12 protein-coding genes are annotated in these 14,309 nt (G+C 72.1%); 4 read left to right on the top strand and 8 right to left on the bottom strand.

Annotated features, from left to right (window positions below; all coding sequences use genetic code 11):
• Positions 1-69: 69 nt before the first annotated feature.
• Both ppx and ACLBXP_RS10590 read right to left on the bottom strand, forming a co-directional pair.
• A complete protein-coding gene (gene ppx, locus ACLBXP_RS10595) occupies positions 70-1,611 on the bottom strand; it encodes an exopolyphosphatase (protein ID WP_447667613.1) in 1,542 nt (513 codons plus the stop codon).
• A gap of 142 nt (positions 1,612-1,753) precedes the next feature.
• A complete protein-coding gene (locus tag ACLBXP_RS10590; protein WP_447667733.1) occupies positions 1,754-4,162 on the bottom strand; it encodes an RNA degradosome polyphosphate kinase in 2,409 nt (802 codons plus the stop codon).
• 307 nt (positions 4,163-4,469) lie between these two features.
• Here ACLBXP_RS10590 and ACLBXP_RS10585 point away from each other — a divergent pair, with 307 nt between their 5' ends.
• Entirely contained in the window at positions 4,470-5,747 is a 1,278-nt protein-coding gene (locus ACLBXP_RS10585) for an outer membrane beta-barrel protein (RefSeq protein ID WP_447667612.1), read from the top strand.
• Positions 5,748-5,832: 85 nt separating this feature from the next.
• On the opposite strand, the gene ACLBXP_RS10580 is transcribed toward ACLBXP_RS10585, so the two are convergent.
• Entirely contained in the window at positions 5,833-6,555 is a 723-nt protein-coding gene (locus ACLBXP_RS10580) for a hypothetical protein (protein ID WP_447667611.1), read from the bottom strand.
• Between the two features lie 45 nt (positions 6,556-6,600).
• Positions 6,601-7,692: an AI-2E family transporter gene (locus ACLBXP_RS10575; RefSeq protein ID WP_447667610.1), complete on the bottom strand. Its 1,092-nt coding sequence runs from the start codon at positions 7,690-7,692 to the stop codon at positions 6,601-6,603.
• A 173-nt stretch (positions 7,693-7,865) separates the two neighbouring features.
• Between ACLBXP_RS10575 and purM the strand changes: the two genes are divergently transcribed.
• Together purM and purN are read left to right on the top strand one after the other, a co-directional pair.
• Positions 7,866-8,933, top strand: a complete 1,068-nt coding sequence (purM, locus tag ACLBXP_RS10570; protein WP_447667609.1) for a phosphoribosylformylglycinamidine cyclo-ligase — start codon at positions 7,866-7,868, stop codon at positions 8,931-8,933.
• Complete coding sequence (purN, locus tag ACLBXP_RS10565; protein WP_447667608.1) at positions 8,933-9,589, top strand: phosphoribosylglycinamide formyltransferase; 657 nt, start codon at positions 8,933-8,935, stop codon at positions 9,587-9,589. The genes purM and purN overlap by 1 nt, the downstream gene beginning before the upstream one ends.
• 64 nt (positions 9,590-9,653) lie before the next feature.
• On the opposite strand, the gene ACLBXP_RS10560 is transcribed toward purN, so the two are convergent.
• From ACLBXP_RS10560 to ndk, 3 genes are all read right to left on the bottom strand, one after another.
• Entirely contained in the window at positions 9,654-10,010 is a 357-nt protein-coding gene (locus ACLBXP_RS10560) for a hypothetical protein (protein ID WP_447667607.1), read from the bottom strand.
• 105 nt (positions 10,011-10,115) lie between these two features.
• Positions 10,116-12,206, bottom strand: a complete 2,091-nt coding sequence (locus tag ACLBXP_RS10555) for a molybdopterin-containing oxidoreductase family protein (RefSeq protein WP_447667606.1) — start codon at positions 12,204-12,206, stop codon at positions 10,116-10,118.
• A gap of 116 nt (positions 12,207-12,322) precedes the next feature.
• Positions 12,323-12,745: a nucleoside-diphosphate kinase gene (ndk, locus tag ACLBXP_RS10550; RefSeq protein WP_447667605.1), complete on the bottom strand. Its 423-nt coding sequence runs from the start codon at positions 12,743-12,745 to the stop codon at positions 12,323-12,325.
• A 237-nt stretch (positions 12,746-12,982) separates the two neighbouring features.
• Between ndk and ACLBXP_RS10545 the strand changes: the two genes are divergently transcribed.
• Positions 12,983-13,516 carry a DUF2147 domain-containing protein gene (locus ACLBXP_RS10545; RefSeq protein WP_447667604.1) on the top strand — a complete coding sequence of 178 codons (534 nt, stop codon included), beginning with the start codon at positions 12,983-12,985 and terminating at the stop codon, positions 13,514-13,516.
• A 7-nt stretch (positions 13,517-13,523) separates the two neighbouring features.
• On the opposite strand, the gene ACLBXP_RS10540 is transcribed toward ACLBXP_RS10545, so the two are convergent.
• Positions 13,524-14,159 carry a glutathione S-transferase N-terminal domain-containing protein gene (locus ACLBXP_RS10540; protein ID WP_447667603.1) on the bottom strand — a complete coding sequence of 212 codons (636 nt, stop codon included), beginning with the start codon at positions 14,157-14,159 and terminating at the stop codon, positions 13,524-13,526.
• Positions 14,160-14,309: the final 150 nt, after the last annotated feature.

Raw genomic sequence — 14,309 nt, 5'->3', positions numbered from 1 at the left:
GGGGCTTCGGCGCCCGCCGCCCCGGCGGGCCTTCCGGGGCGAGGACGGATCGTCAGGCTCGGGCCCGTTTCAACCCACCTCGACCCGTCCGTCGAGGCCGATCACGCGGCCGAGGCCGCGGACGCGGTTGAGGATGCGCTCGCCGTTGAGGGCCGACCACTCGACGGGCAGGCGCAGCACCACCTTGCCGTCCTCCACCGCCAGCGGCATCCGGCGCAGCGCGCCCTCCATGCCGGTCGAGATCGGGAAGGCGACGCGGAGCAGGGCGCCGATCAGCCGGGCCCGCTCGAACAGGCGCGGGCCGGCGAGCCCCCGCAGGACGCCGCTCGCCTTCTCGGGGGCAACCCCCTCGTGCCGGAAGTAGACGGCCAGCGCCAAGTAGGCGCGCCCTGGGTGGTCCACGCCCACGAAGGCCGCGTTGGTGATGACGTTGAGGCTCTGCTCGCCCCGGTAGTCGGGGTGCGCCCGCCAGCCGATATCCGACAGGAGGCAGGCGGCGTGGCGCAGGCGCCGCTCGTCGGCGGTCTCCGGCCCGCCGAGGCTCTCCACGAACCGGTCGCTCCAGGCGAGCAACTCCTCGCCGTGACGCGGTGACCGAGCCCGCAGGGCGTTCAGCTCGCCCGCCACCGCGAGGAGCGGGTCGACGGCGCGGGTCTCGCGGTCGAGCTGCTCGTAGAGCAGCCCCTCGCGGACGCCCGAGGCGGAGATGGCGATCTCGCGGGGGCGGCCGAGGCGGATGATCTCCTCCAGCACCACCGCCCCGTAGGCGAGCAGCGGCCGGCGCGCCTCGGAGATCGCCTCCACGTCCTGCAGCTGGGCCGCGTCGACCCCCTCGACGGCTTCCAGGAAGCTCAGCTCGTCGGAGGGCTCGATCGTGTAGCCGTGCATGACGTGGACCGGATAGCCACGGGCGGCCATGTGCAGGCGCGCCAGCGCCCGCCAGGTGCCCCCCACCGCGTAGAAGGTGCGCCCGCGCAGGGTCTCGAGCTGGGGGGCAGCCTTCTTGAGGTGCTCGCGGGCGAGCTTGCCGGCCCGCTTGAGCGAGCCGCCCGACAGGTCCTGCAGGGCGAGGCCGCCCAGCGGCATCGTGACCCCCTGCCCCATCACGGAGCCGCGCAGGTCCACGAGCTCCAGGGAGCCGCCGCCGAGGTCGCCCACGAGGCCGTCCGGCGCGTGGAAGCCCGAAACGACACCCAGCGCAGACAGCTCCGCCTCCCGGCGGCCGGACAGCAGCTCGATCTTCTGCCCGCAGGCCTCCTCGGCGGCCTGCAGGAAGGCCGGCCCGTTCTCGGCGTCGCGGGCGGCCGCCGTGGCGAGCACGAACAGGCGCGCGACCCGCATGGTGTTGCACAGGATGCGGAAGCGGGTCAGCGCCGCGAGTGCCCGGCGCACGGCCTCCTCGTTGAGGCGGCCCGTGGTGAGGACGTTGCGGCCCAGCCCGCAAAGGACCTTCTCGTTGTAGAGCGGGGTCGGCGACCGGGTGAGCCCGTCATAGGCGACGAGGCGCACGGAGTTCGAGCCGATGTCGATGATCGCCACCGGCGCGGCGGCGTCCCGGACCAGAGGTTCGGCGGAGTGAGCGAGCATCAGGTTCGCACGGATCGGGCCCAAGGCAAGGCTCCCCCTTAGAGCATCGGCCCGGAAAGGGGAAACGGCCCTCCCGGAAAAGCTCATGCGCAGCAAAGGTCTAGAGGGCCGGGCCGGGTCGTGCCCCCGGTCCGGCGCATCCAGGATGCCCGCCGCCCGTGGCGGCTCAGGCGCGTTGCGCGCGCCGGCTCAGGGCGCGCGGACTCGATTTCTTCGACGACTTGCCCCGCCCGGACAGGCTCGGGTTCGTCATGAAGTACTTGTGCGCGTTGAACGGCTCCTCGCCGTCCACCGGCTGCACGCGCTCGCTGGCGCCCGAGGCCAGGACGCGCCAGCTTTGCCGGTTGTCGAGCAGGTTGGCCAGCATGATCTGGTCCAGAACCTGTTGATGCACGGTGGCGTTGCCGATGGGCAGGAGCGCCTCGACGCGCCGGTCGAGGTTGCGGCTCATCAGGTCCGCGGACGAGATGTAGACGATGGATTTCGGGTGGGGCAGCCCGACGCCGTTGCCGAAGGCGTAGATGCGCCCGTGCTCGAGGAAGCGCCCGACGATCGACTTCACGCGGATCGTCTCCGAGAGGCCCGGGATGCCGGGCCGCAGGCAGCAGATGCCGCGCACCACGCAGTCGATCTGCACCCCGGCCTCCGAGGCATCGTAGAGCGCGTCGATGATCTGCGCGTCGACCAGCGCGTTGCACTTGATCCAGATCGCCGCCGGCCGTCCAGCCTTGGCGTGGGCGATCTCGGCCTCGATGTGCTCCAGGAGGCGGGCCTTGGCGGTGAGCGGCGAGACCGCCATCCGCTCCAGCTCCGCCGGCTCGGCGTAGCCGGTGATGAAGTTGAAGATCCGGCTCACGTCCCGGGCGATGGCGGGGTCCGCCGTGAAGAAGGACAGGTCCGTGTAGATGCGCGCGGTGATCGGGTGGTAGTTGCCGGTGCCGACGTGGCAGTAGGTGACGAGGCGGTCGCCCTCGCGGCGGACCACCATCGAGAGCTTGGCGTGGGTCTTCAGCTCCACGAAGCCGAACACCACCTGCGCGCCGGCCTTCTCGAGGTTGCGCGCCCAGCGGATGTTGGCCTCCTCGTCGAACCGGGCCTTCAGCTCCACCAGGGCGGTGACCGACTTGCCGGCCTCCGCCGCCTCGGCGAGCGCCGCGACGATCGGCGAGTTCGAGGAGGTGCGGTAGAGGGTCTGCTTGATCGCCACCACGTTCGGGTCGCGGGCGGCCTGGGCGAGGAACTGCACCACCGAGTCGAACGACTCGTAGGGATGGTGGACGATGAAGTCCTTCTGGCGGATCGCCGCGAAGACGTCGCCGCCCGATTCCCGGATGCGCTCGGGGAAGCGCGGGTTGTAGGGCTTGAACTTCAGGTCCGGCCGGTCGATCCCGACGATCTGCGACAGCTCGTTCAGCGCCAGCATCCCCTCGACGAGGAAGATCGCGTCCGTGGCGATCTCCAGCTCGTCCGCCACGAAGGCGCGCAGGTCCTCGGGCATGCCGGCCTCGACCTCGAGGCGGATCACCACGCCGCGGCGGCGGCGCTTCAGGGCGCTCTCGAAGTGGAGGACGAGGTCCTCGGCCTCCTCCTCGATCTCGAGGTCGGAATCGCGCACCACCCGGAAGGCGCCCTGCCCCTTCACGAGGTAGCCGGGGAAGAGCCGGGCCGTGAAGGTCACGATCACCTGCTCGATGGCGATGAAGCGGGCGACCGGGTCGCCGCTGCGGTCGGGCAGGCGCACGAAGCGGTCGAGCACGCCCGGCATGCGGATGAGCGCTCGGAGCACCCGGCCGTCGCGGGGCCGCACCAGCATCAGGGCGATCGTCGAGCCGAGGTTCGGGATGAAGGGGAACGGGTGCGCGGGATCGATGGCGAGCGGCGTCAGCACCGGGAAGACGTGGCTGAGGAAGTAGTCCTCGAGCCAGGCCGCGTGCTCCGGGTCGAGGTCGCCGGGCTCGACGAGGTCGATGTCGGCCCCGTGCAGCTCCGCGCGCAGCTCCCGCCAGCGGGCCTGCTGGTCCTCGGCGAGGCGCGCCACCTCGGTGGCGATTCGGGCGAGCTGCTCGGAGGGCGAGAGCCCGTCCTGCGAGGGCACCGTCAGGCCGGCCCGGACCTGATCGTGCAGGCCCGCCACGCGCACCATGAAGAACTCGTCGAGGTTGTTCGCCGAGATCGAGAGGAAGCGCAGCCGCTCCAAGAGCGGGTGGCCGGCATTCGAGGCCTCCTCGAGCACCCGCCGGTTGAACTGCAGCCAGGACAGCTCGCGGTTCACGAATCGCTCCGGGGCGTGGCGCAGCGCCCGGCCCGCCTCCAGGACGTTCTCCCGCGCGGGCGGCTCGACCGCCTCGGCCGCCGGGGCGGCGGCGACGGGCCACTCGTCGGGCTCCTCGGTGACCGGCGCCGCGGGCGCCTCGGCCGGCCGCCGCGTCGTGCGGGCGCCGTGGGCGCGCCGCACCGGCTGGGCCCGGCGCTCCGCCGCCGGCCGCGCGGCCGGACGCTCGGAGGTCCCGCCGGACGCGGCGCCGACCTCCTCGTCCGCTGCCTCGTCCCGTCGCGCCTCGGCGTTCGGATCCATCTCGGACAACGACGCTCCTCCTCGGTATCCTCGTCGGCGAGGCACCCCTAACATGGGCGGGCCCCGCTCATTTGACAGTTCGATGACATTTTTGCCGGCGAACCGGGCCGTCCTGCGCTGGCTCCCCGGCGGCATTCGTCAAGGCTTCGTTAAGGCCACCCCGCGCGGTACGTTGCCGAAATGCCACGTTTCCGAACACAGCGGCGTGAATGCCCAATATCTATGCAATCGCCTAAAAATGGATTTTGCCCTGAGCGGGTCGAGGATGGCAGCTTGACAGTACAACGACGCATCCGAGCTGAGCATCATGGCGCCCCGCATCCTTCTGACCGGCCTGACCGCCGCCCTGCTGTCTTCGGTGTCCGCCTTCGCGGCCGACCTGACCCCGAAGGCCCCCCCGCCCCCGGCAGCGCCGGAGGTCTGCAAGGCCGCGATCACCTTCCCGGCCTTCGGCGGCGTCATCAAGCAGAACCCGAACCCGGCCTGCATCACCACCGCCATCGGCGACATCTACGTCGGCGGCGCCGTGACCGGCTACGCCTACAACTACAGTGACCGGCTGCCGTCGTTCTACACCCCCCTGGTTCCCGGCCAGAACGACGACCGCGTCGCCCGCGTCGACTTCAGCAACGTGCAGGCCTTCATCCAGAAGGCCGACGGCCCGTTCCAGTTCTACGTGCAGACCGGCCTCTACTCGATCCCGGCGCTCGGCTTCCCGACCTTCAGCGCGATCGACCAGACCAACCTGCTGTTCAGCCCGGTGCCGGTGGTGTTCGGCAAGTGGGCGATCAACGACGAGTGGTCGGTGCAGGGCGGCCGCATGCCGACCAACATCGGCTCGGAGCTGGCCTTCACCTTCCAGAACCTGAACATCTCCCGCGGCCTCCTGTTCAACCAGGAGAACATCATCAACCAGGGCGTGCAGGTGAACTACGCGAGCGGCCCGCTCTCGGCCTCGATCGCGGTCACGGACGGCTTCTACTCCGGCGAGCTCAACTGGGTGACGGGCGCGATCACCTACAAGCTCGACGATGCCAACACCATCGGCATCAACGGCGGCACGCACTTCTCGAGCTACAACAACCTCAACCAGAGCGCGCGGTTCTACTACGCCACGCCGCTCACGCTGCAGAACAGCAGCATCGTCAGCGCGAACTACACCTACGCGGCCGGCCCCTGGATCGTGACGCCTTACGTCCAGTACACGAACGTCGAGCGCAACGGCATCATCCCGCTCGCCGGCGCCGAGACCTTCGGCGGCGCCATCCTGGCGAGCTACGCCTTCACGGACAACTTCGCGCTGGCCGGCCGCTTCGAGTACATCGCCCAGAGCGGCAACCGCTTCCTGCAGGACACCACCAACGTGCTCTACGGGTCGGGCAGCTCGGCCTACTCGTTCACGATCACCCCGACCTTCACCTTCGACCGGTTCTTCATCCGCGGCGAGTACTCGCACGTCGAGCTGGTGGACTTCGTGCGCGGCGACCTCGCCTTCGGCGGCGTCACCCCCGGCCTCGGCTTCGGCCCCCTCGGCAACAAGCGGGGCCAGGACCGCTACATGGTCGAGACCGGCTTCACCTTCTGAACCGTCCGACCCCTCACGGCTTCGAGGGCCGCTCCCGCACCGCGGGGGCGGCCCTCGGCGTTTCGGCATCGCTGGTGCCGGCCGGTCAGCCCTCGTCCTCGGCGTCGCCGCCGAGCCCGAGGCGCTCCAGCACGGCGAGCGCCAGCGGCCGGGTGATGCGGCGGTGCCGGCCGAGGGCGTCCCGGTCGAGCTCGGCCACGACCGCGCGGGCCCGCCCCAGGGAGCGGTCGATGCGCAGGGCCACGGCATCGACGACGCCGAGGTCCACCACGAGCTGCCGGTCCACGAACAGCTTGACGAGGACGGCCCGCAGCAGGGCGTCGTCGGGCGGCAGGATCTCGGCGCCCGGCGCGAGGCGCAGGCGCGAGCGCAGGTCCGGGGTTGCGAGGCCGATCGCCTCCACCGCGAGCGCGCTCGTCAGCAGCACGGCGCAGGCCCGCTCCCGCGCGAGGTTGAGCAGGTGGAACAGGGCGGCCTCGTCGCGCCCCTCCGGCCGGTGGATGTCCTCCACCACCAGGGCCCCGTTCGAGACGAGGTGGGTCGGGTCGGCCCCCTGAATCGCGGCCGCCGGCACCGTCCAGGCGTGGGCGCGCGTCGCCCAGATCGAGGCGAGGTGGCTCTTGCCGCTGCCCATCGGGCCGGTGAGGAGCAGCACCGTGTCGGGCCAGTCCGGCCAGGCCTCCACCAGCCCGTAGGCCGCCTCGTTGGCGGGGCCGACCAGGAAGTCCTCGCGGCCGTAGCGCGGGTCGAGGGGCAGGTCGAAGGCGAGCTGCCGGGGGGGCGCGTTCTCGCGCTTCGGGTCCGTCATGGGCCGGTCAGGTCGGCCACGGAGCGGCCCGGGTCAAGGCCGGGATCACCGGTGCTCCTCCGGCAGCAGCAGGGGCTGCTCCGCGTGGAACAGCCGGCTCTGCAGGTAGCGCGCGAGGGCGAAGCGCACGAGCACGCCGATCGAGGCCGCCACCGGCACCGCGAGCAGCAGCCCCAGGAAGCCGAACAGGGAGCCGAAGGCGAGGAGCGCGAACATCAGCCAGACCGGGTGCAGCCCCACCGAATCGCCGACGAGCTTCGGCGAGATGATGTTGCCCTCCAGGAACTGCCCGACCAGGAACACGCCGACCGTGGCGCCGAGGTGCAGCCAGTCCGAGCCCGGCCAGAACTGCACCAGCGCGACGCCCACGGAGAGGAGGAAGCCCGTCAGGGTGCCGACGTAGGGGATGAAGGTGAGGAAGCCGGCGATCAGCCCGATCAGGACGCCGAAGTTGAGGCCCACCAGCCAGAGGCCCAGCGCGTAGAACGTGCCGAGGATCAGGCAGACCAGGGTCTGGCCGCGGACGAACCCGATGATCGCCCGGTCGATCTGCGCCGCGAGCGCCCGCACCGTCAGCCGGTGCCGGGGCGGCACCCAGCCGTCGATGGCCGCCACCATGCGGTCCCAGTCGACCAGGATGTAGAAGGCGACCACCGGCGTCACGACGAGGAGCGAGGCGATCGAGATCAGCGCCTGGCTGCCGGACCAGATCGACTTGAGGAAGGCGAGGAGCCAGGCGCCCCCCTGCGTCGCCAGGGTGCCGACCGACGCCTGCAGGTCGGTGAGGACGTTGGCTCCGCCGATCCGCTCCAGCAGCGGCCCAGCCCGCTCGGCGATGATCCCCTGCAGGCGCGAGACCATGGCGGGCATGCTGGCGATCAGCCCGGCGACCTGGCCCGCGATGAGCGGCACGAGGATCAGCAGCGTCACCACCAGCGCGAACACGAACAGCGCCAGGATGGCGAGGCTCGCGGCGAGCCGGCCGAGGCCGAGGCGCTCCAGACGGTCGGCCAGGGGGTCGAGCAGGTAGGCGAGCGCCATGCCGGCCACGAAGGGCAGCATCACGTCCCGCAGCAGGTAGACGAGCACCACGAGGACCACGAGGAGCCCGACCCCGATCAGCGCCCTGCCCCGCATCGATCCCGCCTTCCTGCCGCCGTCCCGCGCGAGACAGTGGGAAGGGCCCCCGAGCCGGTCAAGGTCGAGCCGCCGGCCGGGGCGGGCGGGCCCGTGAAGAATCTCCGCGCCTCGGGTTCGCCGGGCCGGGATCTTCGGCTATGGAGGCCCCGACCTGTGAGGATTGGGTGCCGATGACGGCCGAGAGCAACAACGGGCTGACCTACGCGGCGGCCGGCGTCGATATCGATGCGGGCAACGCCCTCGTCGAGACCATCAAGCCGCTGGTGCGCGCGACCCGCCGCCCGGGGGCGGATGCCGAGATCGGCGGCTTCGGCGGCCTGTTCGACCTGAAGGCGGCGGGCTTCCGCGACCCGATCCTGGTGGCGGCCAACGACGGCGTCGGCACCAAGGTGAAAATCGCCATCGAGACCGGCCGGCACGCCACCATCGGCATCGACCTCGTGGCGATGTGCGTGAACGACATCATCGTCCAGGGCGCCGAGCCCCTGTTCTTCCTCGACTACTACGCCACCGGCAAGCTGGTCCCCGGCGTCGGCGCCGACATCGTGCGGGGCATCGCCGAGGGCTGCCGGCAGGCCGGCTGCGCGCTGATCGGCGGCGAGACGGCCGAGATGCCCGGGCTCTACGAGGGCCAGGACTACGACCTCGCCGGCTTCGCGGTGGGCGCGGCCGAGCGCGGTACCCTGCTGCCGAAGGCCGGCATCGCGGCCGGCGACGTGGTGCTCGGCCTGCCCTCCTCCGGGGTCCACTCGAACGGGTTCTCGCTGGTGCGGCGCATCGTGGCGGCGGCCGGCCTCGCCTGGGACGCGGAGGCGCCCTTCGCCCCCGGCCGCCGCCTCGGCGAGGCGCTCCTCGAGCCGACCAGGATCTACGTGAAGCCGCTCCTCGCCGCGCTGAAGGCCACCGACGGCATCAAGGCGCTCGCCCACATCACCGGCGGGGGCTTCCCCGACAACCTGCCCCGGGTGCTGCCCGACAGCGCCGGGATCGCCATCGACCTCGACGCCATCGCGCCGCCCGCGGTGTTCGGCTGGCTGGCCGAGGCCGGGGGCGTGGCGTCCCACGAGATGCTGCGCACCTTCAACTGCGGCATCGGCATGGTGGCCGTCGTCGCGGCCGACGCCGCCGACGCGGTGAGCGCGGCGCTCGTCGCGGCCGGCGAGGCGCCGGTGCGCCTCGGGGCGATCACGCCGCGCGGCCCGGAGGCCGTCACCTTCACGGGGCGCCTCGCGCTCTGATGCCCGGTGAGCGAAAGATCCGGGTCGCGGTGCTGATCTCCGGCCGCGGCTCCAACATGGTCTCGCTGATCGAGGCTGCCCGCGTGCCCGGCTTTCCGGCCGAGATCGTGCTGGTGCTGGCCAACCGTCCGGATGCGGGCGGGCTTGCGCGCGCGGCCGAGGCGGGGATTGCCGCCCGCGCGGTCGACCACAAGAGCTTCCCGGACCGTGCGGCGTTCGACGCCGCCCTCGACGCCGAGCTTCGGGCCGCCGGCATCGACCTCGTCTGCCTCGCCGGCTTCATGCGCATCTTCACGCCCGGCTTCGTCGAGGCCTGGGCCGGGCGGATGCTCAACATCCACCCCTCGCTCCTGCCCCTGTTCCGCGGCACCCGCACCCACGAGCAGGCGCTCGCCGCCGGGGTCCGAGTCCACGGCTGCACGGTGCACTACGTGGTGCCGGAGCTCGATGCGGGCCCGATCGTGGCGCAGGCGGCGGTGCCGGTGCATCCGGGCGACGATGCCGACGCCCTGGCGGCGCGCGTCATCGTGCAGGAGCACCGCCTCTACCCGGCCGCCCTCGCCCTGGTGGCCGGCGGCCGGGCCCGCCTCGACGGCGGGCGCGTGACGTTCGCGCCGGACGTGGCGGGCGCCGGGGGCGCGCTGCTCAGCCTGTGACGTCGGGGCGTCTACCCGGGAGGCGCCGCGCGGCGGCCCCGCCCGGGATGCGGGGGGCCTTGTGTCAGGCCGGCCGCTGCAGCTTGCAGGAATCCAGCGCGTTCAGCGCCTTGGCGCGCGCGGAATCGTTGAAATAGCCGGTGCTGCGGTAGGCCTCGATCTCGTCGTCGCTCAGCGTGCGCATGGTCTGGCGCGCGTAGCAGCCGCAGGGACGCTCGAGCGAGGCCTCGGAGGCGTTCGTCATGCGGGCCTGGATGACCGCGCAGGCGTGGCGCACGCGGCCCTCGAGGTTCGCCTTGGGGGCGGTGCGGAGGGCGGGATCGGGCTGGTACTGCTCGAACGGGGCGGAGGAACCGCCGGCGAGGGCGGCGGTGGCGCCGAGAGCGAGGAGACCGGCGGCGAGGAGCGGGCGGAGGCGCATCGGTTGAAGTCCGTGAAGGCTGGAAGCCCAGCCGTTGGACTCCCGTTGCCGCATCCGCGCAATGACGGCGGCGCCACACTGCCCCTCAAATCGCCGGGCCGGCCCTCACCCCGGCAGCGCCTCCAGCGAGACGTGGTTGTCGTGGAAGGCGGCGCCCCCGAAGGGCGCTGCCGCGTCGGCGCCCGTGAGCGTGTTGATGCCGCGCCCGTCCGGGTAGGCGTCGTTCGGCCAGATCGATTCCGCGATCAGAACGCCGCGCCGCAGGCCCCCGAACAGGCTCGCGCGGAGCGTCACGGCCCCGCGCGCGTTGGCGAGGCGGACCCAGCCGCCCTCGCGCACCCCGAGCGGGGCGGCGTCCTCGGGGTGGACCATCACGGTGGGGTGGCCCTCCTTGGCGCGGGAGGTCGGCGTCTCGGTGAAGCTCGAGTTCAGGAAGTTCCGGGTCGGGCTCGTGGCAAGGCGGAACGGGTGCGCGGGCGTCGGGAGCGCGAGCGGCGCCTCCCAGTGGTCCGGCAGCGCGGGCATCGCGGCGGCCTCGCGCCGCTCGTCGCCCGCCGGCAGCGGGCCCCAATCCGGGCGGAAGCGGAAGCGCCCGTCCGGGTGGCCGAACCCCTCGAGGAAGTGGGCGCGCGCGAACGGGTCCTGCACATCCTGGAAGCCGGTCGCCTCGAGCTCCGCGAGGGTGCCGCGCCCGGAGGCGCGCAGCGTCGCGTCGATGATGGCGCGGGGCGTCATCGCGAAGCCCGGATGCTCGGCGCCGAGGCGCGCGGCGAGGCCCGCCAGGACGTCGTGATTCGAGCGGCAGCCCGGCGGGGGCTCGACGCGCTTCGGCCCGAGCTGGATGTGCTGCTGGCCGCCGCCCGTGTAGAGGTCGTCGTGCTCCAGGAACATGGTCGCCGGCAGCACGATGTCGGCCATCAGGGCCGTCTCGGTCATGAACTGCTCGTGCACGCAGACGAAGAGGTCGTCGCGGGCGAAGCCGCGCTTCACCCGCTCCTGCTCGGGCGCCACCGAGACCGGGTTCGTGTTCTGCACGAGCATCGCGGTGACGGGCGGCCCGCCGCGCAGGGCCTCGGGGTCGCCGCAGAGGACCCGTCCGACCTGCGATTGGTCGAGCACCCGCGTGCCGGGCCGGCGCGCGTCGAGGCCCTCGATCAGCTGCTTGTCGATCCCGAAGATGCCGCTGTTCGAGTGGAAGGCGCCCCCGCCGCGGTGGCGCCAGGCGCCCGTGACCGCCGGGATGCAGAGCGCGGCGTGCATGTTGACGGCGCCGTTGCGGCTGCGGCTGAAGCCGTAGCCGAGCCGGAAGAACGTGTTCGGCGTCGATCCGACGAGGTGGGCGAACCTCTCGATCTCCGCGACGTCGAGCCCGGTGATCGCCGCCGCCCAGGCAGGGTCCCGGCCGGCGAGATGGGCCTCAAGCGCGTCCGGGCAGTCGGTGTGGCGCGCGAGGTAGTCGCGGTCGGCGAGGCCGTCGCGGAAGAGGACGTGCATCACCGCGCAGGCGAGCGCCCCGTCCGTGCCGGGCCTCAGCAGCAGGGCGAGGTCGGCCTGCCGCATGGTGGCGTTGTCGTAGATGTCGACCGCCACGATGCGCGCGCCGCGCGCCTTTCGGGCCGCCAGCGCATGGGTCATGAGGTTGACCTGGGTGTGGACCGGGTTGGTCCCCCAGATCACCACGCAGTCGCTGTGGGCGATCTCGCGCGGGTCGGTGCCCGCGAGGCGCCCCGTGCCGGCGACGTAGCCCGACCAGGCGAGCGTCGTGCAGATCGTCGAGTGCTGGCCCGAATAGCCCTTGACGTGGCGCAGGCGGTTGATGCCGTCGCGCATCACCAGCCCCATCGTGCCGGCGTAGTAGTAGGGCCAGACGGCCTCCGGCCCATGCGCGGCCTCGGCCGCCAGGAAGGCCGCCGCGGTGCGGTCGAGGGCCTCGTCCCACGACACCGGCGCGAATTGCCCGGAGCCCTTCGGGCCCGTGCGCAGCAGGGGCCGGGTCAGACGATCGGGATGATGGATGCGCTCCGCGTAGCGCGCGACCTTCGCGCAGACCACGCCGGCCGTGTAGCTGTGGCGGGGATCCCCGCGCACACGACCGATGGCCGCGCCGTCGATCACCTCGACCTCGAGGGCGCAGACCGATGGGCAGTCGTGCGGGCAGGTCGAGCCCACCCGGTCGATGCGTGCGCGAACCGTCACCGGGCTCCTCCTCGCAGGACGAGCGGCCCGCATCCGGGTCCGCCGCGGGCCATCAGACCCCTTCCGCCGGCGCGGCGGAAGGGGCGCTTCGAGGGATGCCGCGTCGGCGACCGCCCTCAGGCGGCGATGTCGGCATCCGTGAAGAACTGCGCGATCTCGATCCGCGCGTTCTCGGCGCTGTCCGAGCCGTGCACGGTGTTCTCGCCGACCGACTGGGCGAAGCGCTTGCGGATGGTGCCCTCGGCGGCCTGGGCCGGGTTCGTCGCGCCCATCACCTCGCGGTAGCGGGCCACGGCGTTCTCGCCCTCGAGCACCTGCACGACCACGGGGCCCGAGGTCATGAACTCCACGAGCTCGCCGAAGAACGGGCGCTCCTTGTGGACCTCGTAGAACTTCTCCGCCTGCGCGCGGCTCATCTGGATGCGACGCTGGCCGACGATGCGCAGGCCCGCCTCCTCGATCACGGCGTTCACGGCGCCCGTGAGGTTCCGCTTGGTCGCGTCGGGCTTCAGGATGGAGAAGGTGCGCTCGGTGGCCATGCGGTGCGGCTTTCGTCAGGGGTCTGGGAGAGGTTTGGGGAAACCGTGGAGAAGCGGAAAAACCGCTTCGGCGCCGGGCTTATAGCCGGGGCCCCGCCGGCCCTCAACCCGAGGCGGCCGCCCCGGCGCCCGGACCTTGGCCATGGCTTTGCTGCAACAGGGCCGAAAAATCGCCCGATTGCGACCGTTCACTCGGGCCTCGACAGAACCCCGCAACCCTCCGCCCGGAGATCGCCCATGCGCCTCGCCCTCGCCACGGCCCTCACCCTCGCCGGCCTCAGCGCTGCCGCCGCCGAGACCCCGGCGGATCCCTCGGGCACCTGGCTCACGGGGGACGGCCGCGCGAAGATCCGCATCGAGAAGTGCGGGCCCGGCCAGAGCCTCGCCTGCGGCAAGGTGGTGTGGCTGAAGGCGCCCAACACCGATGCGGGCGCGCCCCGCACGGACGCCAAGAACCCGGACCCGAAGAAGCGCAGCCGCCCCGTCATCGGCCTGCAGCTCATCGACGGCCTCAAGCCCGACGACGGCAAGTTCTCGGGCGAGCTCTACAACATCGAGGAAGGCAAGACCTACCAGGTCAGCCTGGAGCGCGAGAGCGCGTCCGAGCTGTCGGTCTCGGGCTGCATCCTGAAGGTGCTGTGCGGCTCGCAGACCTGGACCCGCGTGCCCGACGTGAACCAGCAGGCGGCCCTCGGCACCGAGCCCAGCAAGGCCGCCAAGGTCGGCGACAAGGCGGGCGAGAAGCCGGCCGCCCGGAAGGCCGGCGAGTAAGGCCTCCTCAGATCGCGGCGAGCCCCCGCTGCACGCCGGGGCGCGCCAGCACCGCGTCGAGCCAGCGCTTGACGTTCGGGAAGGGGCCGACGTCGATGCCCTGCTTGCCGTGGAACTTCGCCCAGGTCACCGTCGCGACGTCGGCGATGGAGTACGCGCCGCCGAGGTACTCGGCCTCGGCGAGGCGCCGGTCCAGCACCCCGTAGAGGCGGTTCGCCTCCGCCGTGAAGCGGTCGATGGCGTAGGGGATCTTCTCCTGCGCGTAGATGCGGAAGTGATGGGCCTGGCCGAGCATCGGGCCGAAGCCCGCGCATTGCCAGAACAGCCACTGGTCGACGAGCGTGCGCGCCCGCTCGTCCGCGGGGTAGAGGCACCCGGTCTTGCGGCCGAGATACTGCAGGATCGCGCCGGACTCGAAGACCGTGACCGGCTCGCCCCCCGGCCCGTCCGGGTCGAGGATGGCCGGGATCTTGTTGTTCGGCGAGATCGCCAGGAAGTCCGGCGCCATCTGCTCGCCCTTGCCGATGTTCACCGGCACCACCCGGTAGGGCAGGCCGCACTCCTCCAGCATGATCGGGATCTTCCAGCCGTTCGGCGTGCTCCAGGTGTGCACCTCGATCGGTCTGCCGGTGACGGCGGCCATGTCGCGCTCCTCGTGCGGGGTATCCGGATGTCCTGCCGGCCCCGCGATGCTCGCTTGCGGTGATCGCCCCGGAACGTGCCCGGAATCCGGACCCCGCTCAAGCGCCCGCGGCGACCCTCACGATTGCGAGAGCAACGGCCTCCCCGGCCC

This window comes from Methylobacterium sp. A54F (assembly GCF_053346035.1).
The sequence above is the reverse complement of the archived record's forward strand: the minus strand, read 5'-3'. Positions and strand labels throughout refer to the sequence as shown.